A 17,014-nucleotide genomic window follows, 5' to 3' on the forward strand; every position below is an offset into this window, starting at 1 on the left:
AACCACGGTAACCGCATGTGCCGCGTCTCTGGCCGATTCATTGTTCGATGCATCGGTCGCCGTCACGACAAACGTATAACTACCAGCCGCCAAATCTCCGATATTGGCTGCCGCCACAGAGCCGTCAGCTGCGCTCGTTCCAAGGGATATGGCCGCTCCCAACTCTGTCGCGTCGACGATATTATTTGCGTTCTGATCAGACCATAGGTATGCTTGTACAGCCACATTTGCTTCGGCTACAGTGCCTGCTGCCCCGGTAAGCTGATCCGGCGTGCCATTGTAGTTATCGATAGCGGTGAACTTCGATACATCTACCGTAGGTGATGTCGTATCACCGTGATTCCGACGGCCTGATCCGCTTGATGAAACGACTGGGTCTGTACTGACCACAGGCTCTGGGGTCGGCTGAGGCTTCGTCTGCTGCTCAGATTGAGACTGAGATTGCCCGGAATTTCTCGTTGTATCCTGCTTCTTAAGAAACGCTGTAGAAATCATGGCCACCGCTTGGCGGTCCACTTGCTCCCTCGGATTAAACGTGTTGTTACCCACACCAGTAATGAGCCCCAATTCCACAGCGGCACCAATGGCGTCTTTGGCATAGTCCGATATTTGATCGTTGTCAGCGAACGTCAAAGCAGCGCTTTTTCCAGTTGTGTCTACCCCAAGCGCCCGTACGTATAGCACTGCCATATCCTGTCTTGACAGCGATTGGCCTGCCCCAAATGCACCATTCCCTGTGCCTTGGATAATCCCGGCTTTAACTGCAGCCTCAACATAAGTGTAAGCGTAGCTGCTGGGTGGGACGTCTTGGAATGTCGGAGCTGCCGGAGCATTCGAAACATCAAGCTTCAGAGCTTTCGCCAAAATGATTGCGAAATCTTCCCGCTTCAATTTTCCTGTTGGATTAAATATACCCTCCTGGACCCCGTTGATAATACCGGCTTGAGCCAGTTGAATAATTGCATCTTTGGCGTAAGAGCCGTCGATATCGGAAAAAATCGCTTCCGCCGCTCCTTTTCCTGGAAATAGCGGCGCTGATAATAATGCAACGCTGAGCAAAGAACTGATCATGCGCTTTTTGTACAATTTCTTCTCCCCCTTTGGTTCATGTCATAATTTAGCTTCAATTCCATAACACCAACAATCCTTGTGTAAATGAACTCCTTTCCTGTCGAAAATAGTCATATCTCCCCGATGATGCATGACTTTTTAACCATACCACACCGCTCTGAGCAAATACTGAGCAAAAAAAGAAGCGGCTCACGCCTTCGACTCCTCGTCGACGTTGCCGCTACATAACCGGGTATACAATTGCACCGTCGACTTTAACGGTGCAATCCCGAGCTCCTCTTGCAATAGCTTTGTAAATTGTTTGTAATGCCTCACCATAGACAGCCTATCGCCCATATCTGCATATACCTTCAACAAGATTTCGTTGATATCGTCGAGGAACGGATTTTTTTCAAGCGCTCTGCGCAGGCAGTCTGCTGCGGCACGAGGCTCTTTCATCGACAAATAGCACTCCGTCATCCGTTTCATGAGCCCAATATAGGCGTCCTTGAACTTTTCTTGCGCCTCGTGTACCCAAACGAATCCGTCCTCTTCCATATAATTTCCTGTATATAAGCCTGCAATCCGATTGAAATCATCAATCGAAACAGGGGAAACCGCTTTTCTTCCGCTAACGGCCCGCTCGAATTCTTCGGCATCACACCATAGCCCACTAACCTCCAATCGGTAGCTATTGTTCCTAAATTCCAGTAAATGCTTGCAGCCGATGCTCCCGAGCTTTTTCCTGATGCCATAAATACAGGTGTGTAAAAAAACAACCGCCTGTTCCGGATTCGAGCCAGCCCATACATCCTCCAAAATTTTTTCTTTCGTGACGAATGCATTCCTGTGATGGACCAAGTACGCCATCAACTCGCGTTCCTTGGATGTCCTCCACTTTACTGTGACCGGCGACTCCGGATCGCAGATCCATTCGAATCGGGAGAAGCAGTGGAAGCGGGATTTACCAGTGGGTACCGTTGACGCATACTCCCTGCCACCTACTGACGCCCCACGCCTCAATAGGATTCGCTCAATCGTCTTGCCCAGCCGCCCCGCTGTCGTCGGCTTCAGCACGTAGTCGACAGCATTCACCTCAAAAGCATCGATCGCGTACTGGTTGTAGGCGGTTACGAATACAATGTCAATTCCAGGGTCGATCGCCATAATGTGTTCGGCTGTTTCGATCCCGTTCATAACGGGCATCTCAATATCTAGAAACACAATGTCAACCGTTTCCTTCTTAAGCCACTCCACTGCCTCGTCCGGTTTCGTAAACATCCCGACATTTCCGAAATGTCCGGTTGCAGACAGCAGCTTTTCGAGCAAATCCAACGCAGGCTTCTCATCATCGACCAAAATCGCGCGCAGCACTTACGTACACCTCACTTGATTGAATTCGGAACGCGGATTGTTACTTTCGTGCCTTGTCCCGGTGTGCTATCGATCTCTAGCCCGGTTCCGTAGAGCGTCCGCATGCGGCGCTCGATATTCGCAAGCCCGACCCCTCCCGTACGCTCTTTCGTTCCCGCCATCTTCGATTCCAGGGAAAAACCCGGCCCGTCATCTTCCACGAGGACAACGATGCCATCTTGTCCTGATTTTGCGGAAATCCGGACAGTTCCTCCTTCTGGACGCTTCGTAACCCCGTGCCGCACCGCGTTTTCCACGATCGGTTGGATAACCAGCGGGGGAATCGGCACGCGGATCTGTTCATCGATGTCATAAATGACCTGCAACCGCGGGCCAAAACGGGCCTGCTCGATGATCAGATAGGACTCCACAAGCTCCAGCTCTTTGCGGATCGAAACCAGATGTTCCAGGTTTTGGAAGTCGAAGCTGCTTCTCAGATACTGGCCCAATTCACCCAGCAGCTCCTGTGCCTTCCCGACATCGGTGTAACTGACCGAGATCACCGTATTCAGCGTATTAAACAGGAAGTGAGGTTTGATTTGTGCCTGTAAAAAGGCCATCTCGGCATTGATCAGTTTGCCGACCGACTTTTTCATCTCCAACAGCGTACGGATGCGGGCCTTTAATTCCCCGGCTTCCACCGGCTTGCCGAGAAAATCATTTACTCCGGCGTCAAATGCCGTCAAAATATCCTCCGGGCGGTTTCTTGCAGTTAACAGCAGTACCGGAAGCTCAGATAGCGAGTAACGATTGCGGATGTTCCGGCACACCTCGTACCCAGACATGCCGGGCATCATCAGATCGATAACCGCCAAATCGATGCGCCGGTTCAGATCAAGCTGGCGCATCGCTTCCTGCCCGTGGGAAACCGCGATGACGGTATATTTCTCAACCGACAACAGATTAATCAGCACCTGGCGATTGGCCGCATCGTCATCCGCAACGAGAACCGTAAACGTTTTGTCACCTTCCAGCCGGAAAGTATCCGAAGCAGCGGGCGGCCGGTCAAGCATCATAGTAGGCTCGCTTGCCGCTGCTATTTCCGCCCCGGCCAGTTGATCGTCCCCTTCGCGGGCGAGTGGTGCCGTAAATGTAAACACCGCACCTTTCCCGGGACCCGATTCCGCCCGAATGATGCCGCCGTGCAATTCCACTAGCCGTTTGGTGATGCTGAGTCCAAGTCCCGTTCCTCCGAATTCCCTCGCCATCGCACTTCCTGTTTGCTCGAACGCTTCAAAAATAACCTCCAGCTTGCCAGGCGGTATCCCGATACCGGTATCGGCAACGGAAATTGCCAGCCAACCGTTCTCCTCGCGGGCGGAAACGGTAATCTCGCCAGCCGCCGTAAACTTAAGCGCATTGCCAATCAGGTTATTCAGGATTTGTACCAGCCTGTCTTCGTCCATATAAACGAACTGACGATTGTTCAAGAGTTCAATAAAACGCACCGGCTTGTTTCCGGACAGATGACGGAACATCTCCATGATGACCTGCACGACCGGACGCAATGCGACAGCCCGTCGCTTCAGGATAAGCTCCCCGTTTTTCAGTTTGGAGAAATCAAGCAGATCGCCTACCAAATTGGCCATTCGCTTGCCGGTAGACGCGATCAACGCCACATTTTCCTCTTGCTGCGGTGTGAGCCTACCTGCCGCACCCTCGATCAGCGACTGGGCAATATTGATGATGCCGTGCAGCGGCGTTTTCATTTCATGAGACGTATTGGCCAGAAATTCGTCCTTGAAACGATCGAGCGAGTGCAGCCGTTTGGAAAGCTGCTCGACTGCGCTGAACGCACGGATGAATCTTTTGGACAAGAGCAGCATCTGTGCCAAGGCGAAGCTTATCCATGCAACCACCTGGATGGAATAGACGGACACGGAGAGGATAATGTCCAGAGTCGTTACAACATCGAGGATCAGCAGCGATAGCGCTCCGATCAGCATGTAACTCGCGCCTTCCATCCTCCGTACCGCACCTGCCGCCATCACGTATACGACGTAAAGGATTTCGGCTAACGATAAGGCGAAAACGAGGAAATCGGCTTGTGAGAAGACGGATGCCGGAGTCAGCAGGGTAAACAAGATCCGCACGGTTAGTATAGCCCCGAACCCTTGCATCGCGATTTTCTTGAACAGATTCGGAAAAGAGCGCATCGTATACAGCAGCAAAAATAATTCAACGAACGCCCCAGATAACGTCTGAATTTTTAGCATCAGCTCGAAATCTAATTCCGGGAGAACGATCGCCACGATCTTTTCGCCGTGTGTTGCCACATACATGCCAACGGAGACACAGCATAAGCCAAAATAGAGCCAGGACCGTTCTCGTCTCCTCATCCGGTACAGTACAAGAAAATATGTGCCGATCAACACAAATCCGGAGACTGCAATTAAATCGATCGAGACTGCGGTCTCCCGGGAAAATTGAATGTCCTCCTGATATCCGAGAAAAATGGGATGCGTGATTCCGCCATCGGCATATCGATAGTTAGCGACCTGCACAACGATTTCGGCGCTGCTGCCTTCTAGCGCAAAAAAACGGGCATAAGGCGCATTGACCGATACCGTCCCCTGCGAATTCAGCCCGGGTATGCCGCGGCCTCCAATCTCCCTGCCATTCACGTACAATTTATGTGCAGTTTTAATATTTAATGGCCGGATCCCGTAAATCCGCCCGTTTCCTTCTTCCAGCTTGACACGCAGACGAAACGTTGCGTAACCATGTGCAGCATCCTCTTGCCCCAGGTACCGGTCCCATATATCCGGCACGTGCACGTAAGCCGTCATTTCCGGCAGCTTGCCGCCTCGTTTATCCGGATTAAAATCGTCCGGAACCAAGAGCTGGTTCCTGTAATATTCCCATTCCCCATTCAGAGGCGCAATGCCGCTTGCCGCAAAGTCCCAGCCCGTTAAATCCATGACACCCCTTTCCGCTACAGGATGGTTCGCAACTGCCCTCCGGATGGAAACACCCTCGTATACCGAGAAAAAAATCATTAAAGTGCAAATGATTGTAAGTAAAGCCGCGGCGTTTTTGCGCATTCATGTTCCCCTTGTGCATGATATTCCTATTCATTATTCGACATAAATTTCCAAGTTCCTACAAATCTCACTCCTATCGAATCGTGTTTTTTCTATAAAGGACAATAACGCACGCTGTGTAAACCGCCCTCTGCTTTAAACCCTGACAAAAACCCGGCAATTAGTTAGAATGTGCTATTGATTGACGCCCTTTCTTCACTTTTCGAATGAATCGTTTATCAATAAAGAGAGCAGTAAACCATGCAGCTAAAATAAGCATAACGGGTATACCGAAAGCTTCATATGAAAAAGGTTTTCCTTTGTAGTTTAGATTGGTCGCGCGGTATTCCAATCGCTTGGCACCATATTTAGCGGTCAGGACGTCCTCCTGCTTCGCTAAATCTTCAAGCGGAGCATCAAACATAAATCTCTCAGAGGAGCCGCTGTGAATAAACTCAGGCACCACGTTGTTACCACTTGCGTTCCACTCCTTGACTTCTTCCGCAGCTAAAGTTTTGGCTTCTACTCCCGAAACGAACATTCGATCCAGCCTCGGTGCATTCGACATTTGATACCGGGTGATTAGGTTAAGGTGATACTTTGTAACGATAGGCTGTTTGGCGTCTGAGATGGTGTAAACCTTTGATGTTCCAGAAGCGGCATACGTATCAAAAATCGTCGTAAGCGCTCCGTCATCCATCTCGTTATACAACAATACACCTAAGCTTTTTTTGTTCCATTGGAATGCATTGTTGAACGTAAAAGTCAGTTCGGTTCGATCCACATAATAAGGGTCTATCTTCGGATTTTTTACGAAATCATAAGAAGGGTAATTCATTTCTTTTGCAATTTTCTCCGCCATAGGTTCGCCTATTTGTTGTGAGATCACGTAGAGGACGGCATCGATCCCTGAAGTGAGCGCTGCTGAAGCGACGATGTTCCTGTTTGTGACATAACGCATATCCCTTCTCCATGTTGTTTCAGGATACTTATTAATTTCATGATAATCGAAGCTTTTCCAGTCGGTAGTTGCTTCTTTCCCTTTTAATAAACCTGTATCGGCCAGGTTCAACCCTCCAGCGCAAATGCTTAACAACTTCGTATCAGCATGTTTTTGTATCCATTCCCGGACAGGTTTAACCTTTGCTTCGTCAACCATAGGCATGGCCGGGATTACAATAAGGTCAGGACTTTTTCCTAATAATCGATCCAGTTCATCAAAAGAATAGTGCGGCATCAGATCCAAACCGCCAGTGAGTGTTTTCACATTTTTATCCGGGGCAACAGCATATACGTTATAAGACTCGGTCATCGCAAACATTTCATACGGAACCATAAAATCAAACACTTCTGTCGTCGGATTGGATAAAAGAACAGCTACTGTAGGTTTTTTCGGATTATGTTCAGGCACGCTCACGCCTTGTAAAGCGGGCATTGGTGTTTGCCGAGCGGGTTTCCAATATTCCTGATTGGAGCGAATATACCCATATGCACCGATCCCTCCGAAAAATATAACGAACGTCAATACATAGACAAATACACGTAATAATAACTTCATCTTTAATTCTCCTCTGACCAAAATTTTTTGCAGAACAAGCGGTGCCTGTTCCGGAACCGTCTTTTGAAGTGTAGGATTCATGAGCAAGTTCGGGTCTTTAAGCACTTCCATCTGTGCAGCCGAAAAGTTAACTGTGTCGATTGTGGAGGCGGACTTTGTCAGTTGATTGTTTACCAAAGCGGCGAGCAAGCTGCTTCCAACCGCCATCCGATAGATTGCATAACCAAGCTCCTTTGTTTAAATTTTCTCATCATAACAATTGTATATATACAAATATAATAAATATCATTTGTTGTCAATGATTAATTGTTGTATAGTTACAAATTAATTTTATAAAAAACGGCTGCCTGAAAATTGAGCTTCAGTTCAGCCGTTGCCTTGTCTTAATGCTTAACGTTAGTTTGCTTGATGATTTTCAATAAAATAGCCAGACTCTCATCCACTTGTTTTCGCTTGTTTTCGGGAACTTGGTTTAACAGCTTGGCAAACAACTGATGATGTTTTTCATGAGCCACTACCACCGCTTCCAAGCCCTTTTGGGAGAGTTTGATCAGAACTTCCCTTCTATTGTCTGGATTGGACTGCCTGTCCACCAGACCGGCTTTCGCAAGTGGATCCAGTGTCCTTGTCAATGTGGAAGGGTCCACTCCAAGAATGCCTGCCAAATCTCCGTGACGGTAAGTTTGTGAACCTATTTCCATCAAAAGATGCAATTGTTTGGGGGTGAGCCCTTCGACAAAAGATTTGTCACCGCCGAGTATGCCCGACATCTTAATTATGGAGTATAAGAAATCCCCAAATGTATCGTGGATCATTTATCATCACCTTGTCTATAACTGGTATATCAAAACAATTGCACGTTTGAAGTTATTGTAACTTTTCCATGAACACAAGAAAAATTGATTTATATTTGTACAAGTACAATATTTGACTTTGTAAAAAATGTTATACCACATCATTAACCTGAAATCAATTCCAAAGGAGAGAACATGAACATCCACTTGTTAGAATGGCACGCGTATCTTTTATCTCGGTGTTGTATTGTCGCTGCCGATTGCTGCGATCTATGATGACAGTGTTACGGCCCGGTATGTCGCTTGCCCTGTCTCCGACAGGTACTTTCGTCGATACGCTTTTACGCACAGATTTTGCCATACGCAATTATCCTAGCTACACGGGGGCTTGGCCCCTCCCGCGACCGGAATTTCATCGGCTAGAAGATGCGTGCCTCTGGCACGCCATATAAAAAAAAGAACCGGCACCAGTAAACGGTAGCCGGCTTCTCTGTATAGCCCAATCTGTATATTTCCAATATTACTAGCCTCGCCGCTAATGGGAAGCCATAGCATCAGCCTTTGTCGGATGAACGGTGCCAAATGGATGTTGTGGCGGGGCATAAATGACGTATACCTTTAACGGCTTATTCCCCGTGTTGGTCACATTGTGCCACTTTCCCGCAGGAATCATAATGGCATAACCTTCCTGGGCTTTAGCCTCAAAATCAAGTCTTTCTCTGGAGTTTCCCATTTGAACAAGGCTTTGTCCCTCTTCAATTCTAATAAACTGATCGGTATTCGGATGCACCTCTAACCCAATATCGCTTCCGACAGGGATACTCATTACGGTTACCTGAAAATGCGCCCCCGTCCATAAAGCAGTACGGAACGTGTTGTTCTGCTTCGTTACTTGTTCGATATCGACTACAAACGGTTCTTTTCCAAAGTCCCTTATATCCGTGCCCTGCAAAGAACTGAACCGTTCATTGACAAAGCTGGGCGGATACACAGGCGGATAAGCTATTACGTAATGAGGATAAATGTGTGAACGATATGGCTGATATAGTTGCCAGGAGTAAAAGGGATATGTTGGGTTCACGGATGCTTGAGGCACAGCACGCATCATTTTTTAATTACCTCCATTCTGAACTACTCCAGCATATGCCTAATGTTGGAAATTGTACCTTTCTCGTTGTAGTTCTGGAGGTATTATGGGGATGGTTCAGCTGCACTCATAAATACTAAATCTAATTACATAACTAATTTCTAGAACGAATTATTTATTGCAGGATCCCATTAGTGGGATTTTAGAAGTCATCCCTCGGGTTTCTCCATGAATATTGCGGCTGATAGCCCAGCTTCTCGCGCAGCTTCCGGCAAGTTATCAAGCCTTCCGTTCCGATTAAATTGCCGGCCAATTGTTTCAAATCAGGCCAGTGACGTTCAATGACCGTTTTCGTATCCTCCCAGTGTCTGCTGTCCGTATGGAGGTAGAACGCTTCAAATAGTTCAAGGTTATTCGCTTCTAGTGCCAGTGTAAATGCCTGCGCGGCATCACGCGGATCGATATATTGATGCGTCGTGCCGATTGGGCCGCCCACGTGATTCGGACGCGCTTCAGGTGTTGTATTGTATTTATACATATGGCGTTGAAAAGGATAATCCACACCATTCAAACGAAATGCTACCGTACGAATGCCGTACGCCAGTCCGAATGCCTTCAGGGTTTCCTCATTGAACAGCTTGGAAAGGCTGTAGGAATCCTCCGGCTGCAACGGATGTTCTTCGTCAATAGGCAAGTAATGGACCTGAAAAGGCTTATTGCTGATACGAAAACCGAGTCCCAGCACATAGTATGAGGAGGCGGCGACAACGGTCTTTACATGGAATCTTCGTGCCGCATCCATCAAATAATAGGTCCCCATCGTATTGACCCGCATTGTCTCGTCTTCCGGCATACGCTGAATTCTAACACTCCCGGGCTGCATCGTCGTATCATGCGTAATGGCGCCGAGATGGATAATAGCATCCGCATCGGACAAGTGCATGGCGCGTAGATTATCCTCGAGTGAGGTCAAGTTTCCTTTGATAAACTGGACTTCCTTGGGGAAAGTTTCAGCATCGGGCGATATCACATCAAAGGCTGTCACTTGATAGTTGCGTTCTAACAAATATTCGATCGTATACCGAGCCAATCGTCCCGCCCCACCGGTAACCAATACTTTCCTATGGGTTGTCATCGTCCCTTCCCCTCTTTCTCCCTAATGGACTAGGGTGAAATCTCTATTCGGTTCGGAAATTGCGATATCCTAATTTTTCTAAATAACGCTTGCTTGTTTGGACCGCTTCCAACGACGGCATCAACGGATTGCCTTTCCGGGTGGCGCTCCACTGATTGCCGTCAAGCTCAACCAGCGCATAATGGTTATAATCACGTTCTTCCAAATATTCGAGTATGCTCTGAATATCCACGCTTCCCATACCGAGTGGGGTATATCCGAGAAATCCGGTTTTATCGATTTCCCGCCCCTCCGCATCCTTTTCAACTGGACCACCGATATAGTCTTTAATATGTACCATGCGAATCAGCTCATAATACTCTTTTACAAACTCAGACGGGTCGGAACCTCCCTTGGCGATTTGACCGAGATCCGGCGCGAATTTGACAACGCTCGAATCCATAGCGTTTATCACCCGATGAATTTCATCTTTCGTTTCAACGGGCGTTCCGGTATGCGGATGGAAGCAGCAAATCAGCCCTTGATCGACGATTCGTTTAGCCAGCTCATTTAATGTTGTACTGATATTGGACAAATGCTCCGTGATGGAGAAGTTATCGCGCTGCAGCATCATACCACCGACGACAACGACAGGACCGTTAAATTTCTTATACAGCTTAATCCAATCCATGACCTGCTGGATGCTATCCACACGCTTGTTTGGGTCAACAATATCCAAATGGCAATATAAAGAGGTTAATTGCAGCTCACTACGTCGAAATACCTCCAATAAATCCCGGTTGCTCCTCTCCCATTCCTCCAGAACCCAACCGAATGTTTCCGTTCCCCAGTAGCCACAAGAACCGATTGCTGCAATGGCATGTTCTACCTCTTTGTTATCCCAAGTAATGGCGGTATGCCCAATCAAAATATTATGTTTTGTCATTGGAACTCCTCCGAATCCTTCACTTTCTCGTCCAGTAACTCTTTCAAATACCGGATACCGTTGTCAAAGTACTCGTGCTCCTGCTCTAGTCTATCCCGGTTTGGATTCCATGTCATCCATCCCGGCTCAATCAATAAATGCAAACCTTCGGCACGTGGACTGTGCTTTACAAGTAGATCGATAGTTCGCGACAAATCTACATGGCCTTCCCCAAGGCCGCACCCCTGTGCAATCATTGGAATGTATCCTCGAACAGGCATATCTACAATGACCATGTCCTTCATGTGCGTCGTGAACGTATAAGGGGCGAGCGCTTCAATATCATCCTGAGGATCGCAAAACACCGTAAAACCATTTGCCGTATCCAATGCGGCACCGACATTCGGCATATCCGTTTTATCAAACAGATACTGCATCTCACGTCCAGTAAAATCGCAATGATTTTCCACAGCCAAATCCAATCCTGCAGCTGCAGCGATTCGCCCCGCTTCCTGCAAAGAAGGAACAAGTGATTCCAGATGGTCACGAACAGGTATGCTCCTATTGAAGCGGCTTGTTTTGACATTCAGCCGCCCGTAACCGGTTCGTACAACTGGTATCCCGAGAAGGCTGGCATGCTCGATGGCTTTCATAAAACGTGACCTGGCCTCCTCGTTCGCATAAGGACCGCTTACTCCGAAGGCGCCGGGAGCGGTAAGCTCTAGCTCCACCCCAAGGGAATCCGCAAGCGCTTGGATTGCAGGAAGTTTTCTGTTGTCTTCCGGTAGATGGCCGAATCCGATCTGGTGCACTGTGCACCCCATAGCGGCTAATCGGCGAATTTGCCACTCCGGGATGTCTTCCTTAGGCATTCCTTCCGGCGCCGGATAGAAGCTGCCTTGTACGCCGATTTTCATAGAGCGAAGCTTGTTACTTACATTCCGGTCCGGTTTCAGCAGATCAACCATATCTATTCCTACCCCCTTCTAATTACTTGCTTTTCCAATTCTTATCGTATTCGGTTTGTTGAATTTTAATAAATTCGTCCACTCCGATTTTCTTCAGCTCGCCCAAATACGTATCCCAATCTTTATCGATATTACGGTTGCCGACGATAAAATCTGCGGTAGCTGCTTCGTAGTACTTCTTCAGATCTTGACGAATTTGATTATATTTTTGTGCAGTATCCGGGTTAAAAAAGAACTTTGGCACGGAAGCTTTTTCCGCATATTTGTCATACAGTTTGGCTGCATCGAACAAGGAAGTCTCCAGGTCGAACTTGCCCTCTTCCAGCTTCGCCCGTGCATCGGAACCCCAGCGCTGCCATACACTGTTGGCACCATGCCAATGCGCTTTTTGCGGATCCTGCCAAATATCGTGACCGATGATTGTGAATTGTGCGTCACCGCCGTTAGCTGCAGTCGTGCCTGCCTTTGGCTTCTCCCAGTTTACGCCGGGTGTACCGTAACGTCCTCTAGCGCTTGCTTCTTGCGTGAATTGAAAATCGATCCACTTGATCGCAGCAACCTTGTCTTTAACCGATGCAGGGATCATGAATTTGTAGCTGGCGATGATACCATAGTCGTTGCGATAAGCGTTCTGGAATCCGCTCGGCCCTTTAAGCGGTGGAACGATTTCATACTTCAATCTTGTAGAATCATTCGCTGCGAATACATGCTGTCCGCCACCGGCCACTGCAGCCACGGTCTGCCCGTTATTCAACTCGACCGTCTGCTTCATTTGATTTTCGTCATTGGTAAAAGCCGATGGATCAATTAATCCTTGACTATAGAGCTTATTCAGATAACGTAGTCCGTCCCTCCATTCCTGCGTAGCATAGGCAGCCACGACTTTATCATTTTTGACGTATAAGCCATCTCCATCAAAATAGGTAAACGCATGCAGAATGAATTGGTGGACATTGGCGTACCAGCTTTTCGGCGATCCGGTGATACCAATTTCGTCTGCTTTTCCATTGCCGTTCGGATCCTTTTCTTTTACCGCTTTCAGAAGCTTCTCCAGTTCATCCGTTGTTGTCGGCATGCTCATGTTCAGCTTTTTGAGGAAATCGGAATTGATCCAAAAACGCATGGCCCGGTCGCAGTTATAGCAGTTTCCGAGTTCCCTAAGCCCATAAATATGTCCGTCCGGTGCGGTTACCGACTTTTTTAAATCCGGATATTGTTCGAATTGCTGCTTGATGTTAGGCGCGTTCTTCTCTATCAGGTCTTCAAGCGGAATGAGAGCACCTTGTGATCCATAGGTGGCAAGGAACGAGTTGTCGGCACCAAAGTCACCCATAACGACATCGCCCAAATTACCTCCGGAGGATAGTTCAAGGTTCAGCTTCTGCATCTTGTCCGCATCCGGAAACAGATTCCATTTGATCTGAGTATTCGTTTGATCTTGCTCCCAAGTCGTCAATTCATTCTCACCATACTCGTAAGATAAGGTGTTTGGCCAACGTGGTGTCGTAACCGTAATCGTGGTTAGTTTTTTCGAGCTATCCTTAGCGTTATTATCCTTAGACTGATCCGTCTTTGTACTGCTGTCATTGGAGGTTTGTGAGGATGGAGCTGTTTCCGAATTTGAACAAGCGCTTACAACCATCATTGCTGCAAGAAATGACATTAGAAAGCTGGCGGTCCTTATTCTCACATACATTCCCCTTCCATATTTTCTTATATACATCAACCGGGACCTCGGACAAGGAGGGGCGGTTGGCTATATCCTGGCATGCATCGGTCAGCCTTTAATGGATCCGATCATCACACCTTTGACGAAATGCTTTTGAACGAATGGATAGACCAGCCATACAGGCAAGCTGGCAACAACCACAATGGAATACTTGACTAGATCCGCCAAGCCCTGCTTGCGCATCATGGATTCGGGATCGGTTATCGTACTCGGATCAATATTGTTCTGAACCAGGATATCGCGCAGGACAATTTGTAACGGGTAGAGCGCGTCACTTTTCAGATAGATAAAAGCGTTGAAATACGAATTCCAATGATAGACACCATAAAATAACACCAGCACCGCCGTAATAGCTTTAGACAATGGCATGACAATATACCAAATGAATTTCACATGCGAGCACCCATCTATGGCTGCCGCTTCATACAGCTCTTGGCTTATGGTGGTCTGGTAAAACGTCCGGGCGATAATTACATTGAATACGCTCAGACCGGCTGGCAGCAGCATGGCCCACCTCGTGTCAATCATGTGCAGGTTCTTAATCAGCAAATAGTTAGGAATCAACCCGCCGTTAAACAGCATGGTGAATGCAAATAGATACATAATGATATTACGTCCGACCATCGTCTTTCTAGATAGAGGATAGGCAGCCATAATGGTTAAAGTGATGTTAATCAGCGTACCTACCAACGTATAAAACACCGTATTCGTATAACCAATTACAATGCGCGGGTCGCGGAACACCGCTGCGTATCCTTCAAGTGAAAAATCGACCGGCCATAGAAACACTTTCCCGGTGACTACAGCTTCTCTTCCACTGAGTGAAGCGCTGAATATATAAATCAGAGGGTATAATACAATCAGTAAGGCAAGCAGCAGTATGAAATCGTTACAAAAGTAAAAGATTTTGTCAGATTTGGACAACGCCAATTTCGATTCCTTCATCTAGTTGCCTCCTCACCATAAGCTGGTTTCTCCGACTTTTTTGGCAATCTGGTTTACCGTCATAATCAGAAATAAATTTATAAATGAGTTAAAGAATCCGATCGCCGTTGCGTAGGAATAATTCGGTGCTGACGAAGCAAGACTGACGGAATACACATACGTCGATATCACCTCAGATGAAGCAATATTCAACGGATTCTGCATCAAATAAATCTTCTCAAATCCGATACCCATGATATGTCCCATGTTCAGTATCAGCAGCGTGGTGATTGTTGGCGCGATACCAGGTAAATCCACATTCCAGATTCGCTGCATTCGGCTTGCTCCATCAATCGTCGCCGCTTCGTGAATTTCCTGACTTATGCCGGAGAGTGCAGCCAAATAAATAATCGTGCCCCAGCCTGCATGCTGCCATATACCGGACCATACATAGATGGATTTGAACATAGACGGATCACCCATGAAGTTAATCGGATCTACGCCCAAATGTCCAAGGGCAAGATTCACGATACCGATTCGCGGATTCAGAAACTGCAGGATAATACCGACCATCACCACCGTAGAAATAAAATAGGGCATATACGTAATGAATTGGACGGCCTGTTTGAATCTCGTTCGCAGGGTTGCGTTCAATGCAAGCGCTAAAAAAATCGGAATCGGAAAACCGGCAATGAGCTCATATAGGCTGATCAAAATCGTGTTTCTGACAACACTTATGAATTGGTATGATTCGAAAAACTTGGCAAAGTGTTTAAATCCAACCCACGGACTGCCCCATATCCCTTGAAACACATGAAAATCCTTGAACGCCAGCTGTAAGCCATACATAGGTCCGTATTGAAAAATAATGAGCCAAGCGAATGGAAGCAAAATAATGAAATAGAGCTGATAATCGATTTTAAATTGTCTCCAGAGTCTCTTGCGACGGACCGCAGTCGGATTGGCGGTATAATCCATTTTTATTGAATCGGCATCAAACGCCATAAGAATCCTCCTATCACAAATGTAAGCGATTACAGTTTTGGTGAGGACAACTGTTAATCAGTTGCCTCGATGGAGATTCGTAAATATCTCTAAATTTGCGAATGCTTCCTCCGGCTTTTTACCGGCTAGAATCGCTTGGATGGTTTGATTATACTCATCTCCAATGACCGTTCCCAATCCTACATCATAGAAGATGAATAATCGTTTCATATTCGATATCTTCTTCTGCAGCTCTTGTGTCAATAAGGGTGTCCGCTCAGGATCAAGCTCCAGCTTGATTACAGGGATATCTCCGCCCTTCTCAGCAATTCTCCGCTGATATTTCTCGCTAGTGAACATCTTAAGGAGCTCAATAGCCGCCGATTTGTCCTTTGCTTCTGCATTGATTGCAAAATTAACAGAGGTTTGTCCAAGCCAAGTATCGACATCTCCCTTTCCATTCGTAAAAGCCGGGAATTGAATCACACCAATGGAGTCCTTGATTTCAGAATCTTCGGCGATTAGTTGATTTATCGCCCAACTGCCTGTCACAAGCATGGCCGCTTGCCCTTGCTTGAACATGAGGTTCACTGCAACGTTATCCAATTCCAAGAACTGTTTTGGAAAAGCACCCAAATCTCGCAATTCCTGCATCACATGCCCTGTCTCAATAAAAGATGGGTGCAGCCAGCTTCCCCGGCCCTCCATAATGGCATCATACGGCTCATTGCCTCCGATTCGATTAGCAACCATCTCAGTGAACTGCGCCGCCGTCCACGGCGTTTTCGCCCCGAATGCAAAGGGAGTCACCTTGTTCTTGGTCAGTATCCGAATCACTGATAACAATTCATCATATGTTCGTGGCGGGGTAAGGTTATAATGCTTGAAGATTTGCTTATTGTAAAATAAGGCAACAACAGCAAAAGAACTAGGAACCGCGTAAGTCTCGTCCGCATAAGACAACAGATCCAGCACGCCGGGATTAAAGCTCGCCTTCCATTCCGGGTCTTTCGCAAATGCGTTATCCAGGGAAAGGAGCCTCTCGGCAGCAGCATACTTCTCCAATACACCAGCAGCATGACTCATAAAAATATCCGGTCCACGATTTGCGGCAATTCCTGCATTTAATTTCGAGTAATACGGAGTGCCAGGAATGTGATGAACTGAGATCAATGCGTTTAGGTCGGTTCTGGCGTTGAACTCATCAACAACATCGCTGTATATACCGGTGATGGGATTGCTTTCCTTCATCCAATCATACATAACCATCTTTGCCTTTTCCTTCTTCGCATGCTCCATTGCCAATTCGCTTTCCATATGGAACGGTATGGTTGAGCAAGCGGTTGAAACCGTAACCAGGACAAGTGCCAAAAGCAGCGCTATGGATCTGACCATTCCAAGTCTCATGCCGGTCCTCCTAAGATTAGGATAATCGTAAATTGTGT

At 47.2% G+C, this 17,014-nt stretch carries 13 protein-coding genes; all 13 read right to left on the bottom strand.

From position 1 onward, the window contains the following. On the bottom strand, positions 1-1,086 hold a 1,086-nt coding region (locus tag CF651_RS27605), incomplete at its 3' end, for an S-layer homology domain-containing protein (RefSeq protein ID WP_094018085.1). A 174-nt stretch (positions 1,087-1,260) separates the two neighbouring features. Further along, positions 1,261-2,424, bottom strand: coding sequence for a response regulator (locus CF651_RS27610; RefSeq protein WP_094018086.1), 1,164 nt, complete (start codon positions 2,422-2,424; stop codon positions 1,261-1,263). Positions 2,425-2,435: 11 nt separating this feature from the next. After that, positions 2,436-5,507, bottom strand: a complete 3,072-nt coding sequence (locus CF651_RS27615) for an ATP-binding protein (RefSeq protein ID WP_094018087.1) — start codon at positions 5,505-5,507, stop codon at positions 2,436-2,438. 160 nt (positions 5,508-5,667) lie between these two features. Then, on the bottom strand, positions 5,668-7,044 hold the full coding sequence (locus tag CF651_RS27620; RefSeq protein ID WP_094018175.1) for a DJ-1/PfpI family protein: 1,377 nt from the start codon (positions 7,042-7,044) through the stop codon (positions 5,668-5,670). 383 nt (positions 7,045-7,427) lie between these two features. Next, a complete protein-coding gene (locus CF651_RS27625) occupies positions 7,428-7,859 on the bottom strand; it encodes a MarR family winged helix-turn-helix transcriptional regulator (RefSeq protein ID WP_094018088.1) in 432 nt (143 codons plus the stop codon). Positions 7,860-8,373: 514 nt separating this feature from the next. After that, the gene (locus CF651_RS27630) at positions 8,374-8,943 is read right to left on the bottom strand and encodes a cupin domain-containing protein (protein ID WP_094018176.1); all 570 of its coding nucleotides are present in this window, start codon (positions 8,941-8,943) and stop codon (positions 8,374-8,376) included. Between the two features lie 184 nt (positions 8,944-9,127). Then, positions 9,128-10,060, bottom strand: coding sequence for an NAD-dependent epimerase/dehydratase family protein (locus CF651_RS27635; protein WP_094018089.1), 933 nt, complete (start codon positions 10,058-10,060; stop codon positions 9,128-9,130). A gap of 43 nt (positions 10,061-10,103) precedes the next feature. Further along, on the bottom strand, positions 10,104-10,985 hold the full coding sequence (locus tag CF651_RS27640; RefSeq protein WP_094018090.1) for a sugar phosphate isomerase/epimerase family protein: 882 nt from the start codon (positions 10,983-10,985) through the stop codon (positions 10,104-10,106). After that, positions 10,982-11,932 (bottom strand): sugar phosphate isomerase/epimerase family protein, encoded by a 951-nt coding sequence (locus CF651_RS27645; protein WP_144029120.1) that lies wholly within the window; start codon positions 11,930-11,932, stop codon positions 10,982-10,984. The genes CF651_RS27640 and CF651_RS27645 overlap by 4 nt, the downstream gene beginning before the upstream one ends. Before the next feature lie 22 nt (positions 11,933-11,954). Continuing rightward, a complete protein-coding gene (locus CF651_RS27650) occupies positions 11,955-13,622 on the bottom strand; it encodes a type 2 periplasmic-binding domain-containing protein (RefSeq protein WP_179233019.1) in 1,668 nt (555 codons plus the stop codon). Between the two features lie 87 nt (positions 13,623-13,709). Next, positions 13,710-14,606 (bottom strand): carbohydrate ABC transporter permease, encoded by an 897-nt coding sequence (locus CF651_RS27655; RefSeq protein WP_094018092.1) that lies wholly within the window; start codon positions 14,604-14,606, stop codon positions 13,710-13,712. Between the two features lie 12 nt (positions 14,607-14,618). Next, entirely contained in the window at positions 14,619-15,590 is a 972-nt protein-coding gene (locus CF651_RS27660) for an ABC transporter permease (protein ID WP_094018093.1), read from the bottom strand. A gap of 57 nt (positions 15,591-15,647) precedes the next feature. Next, positions 15,648-16,832: an ABC transporter substrate-binding protein gene (locus tag CF651_RS27665; RefSeq protein ID WP_179233020.1), complete on the bottom strand. Its 1,185-nt coding sequence runs from the start codon at positions 16,830-16,832 to the stop codon at positions 15,648-15,650. Positions 16,833-17,014: the final 182 nt, after the last annotated feature.

Origin of the sequence: Paenibacillus rigui (assembly GCF_002234615.1) — a bacterium.
Lineage (GTDB): Bacteria > Bacillota > Bacilli > Paenibacillales > NBRC-103111 > Paenibacillus_S > Paenibacillus_S rigui.

What these genes read in the sequence shown, in the direction of transcription:
- CF651_RS27615 (WP_094018087.1), bottom strand. Translation starts at nt 5,507, where the DNA reads ATGCGCAAAAACGCCGCGGCTTTACTTACAATCATTTGCACTTTAATG.
- CF651_RS27620 (WP_094018175.1), bottom strand. Translation starts at nt 7,044, where the DNA reads ATGAAGTTATTATTACGTGTATTTGTCTATGTATTGACGTTCGTTATA.
- CF651_RS27625 (WP_094018088.1), bottom strand. Translation starts at nt 7,859, where the DNA reads ATGATCCACGATACATTTGGGGATTTCTTATACTCCATAATTAAGATG.
- CF651_RS27630 (WP_094018176.1), bottom strand. Translation starts at nt 8,943, where the DNA reads ATGCGTGCTGTGCCTCAAGCATCCGTGAACCCAACATATCCCTTTTAC.
- CF651_RS27635 (WP_094018089.1), bottom strand. Translation starts at nt 10,060, where the DNA reads ATGACAACCCATAGGAAAGTATTGGTTACCGGTGGGGCGGGACGATTG.
- CF651_RS27640 (WP_094018090.1), bottom strand. Translation starts at nt 10,985, where the DNA reads ATGACAAAACATAATATTTTGATTGGGCATACCGCCATTACTTGGGAT.
- CF651_RS27645 (WP_144029120.1), bottom strand. Translation starts at nt 11,932, where the DNA reads ATGGTTGATCTGCTGAAACCGGACCGGAATGTAAGTAACAAGCTTCGC.
- CF651_RS27655 (WP_094018092.1), bottom strand. Translation starts at nt 14,606, where the DNA reads ATGAAGGAATCGAAATTGGCGTTGTCCAAATCTGACAAAATCTTTTAC.
- CF651_RS27660 (WP_094018093.1), bottom strand. Translation starts at nt 15,590, where the DNA reads ATGGCGTTTGATGCCGATTCAATAAAAATGGATTATACCGCCAATCCG.
- CF651_RS27665 (WP_179233020.1), bottom strand. Translation starts at nt 16,832, where the DNA reads ATGTATGATTGGATGAAGGAAAGCAATCCCATCACCGGTATATACAGC.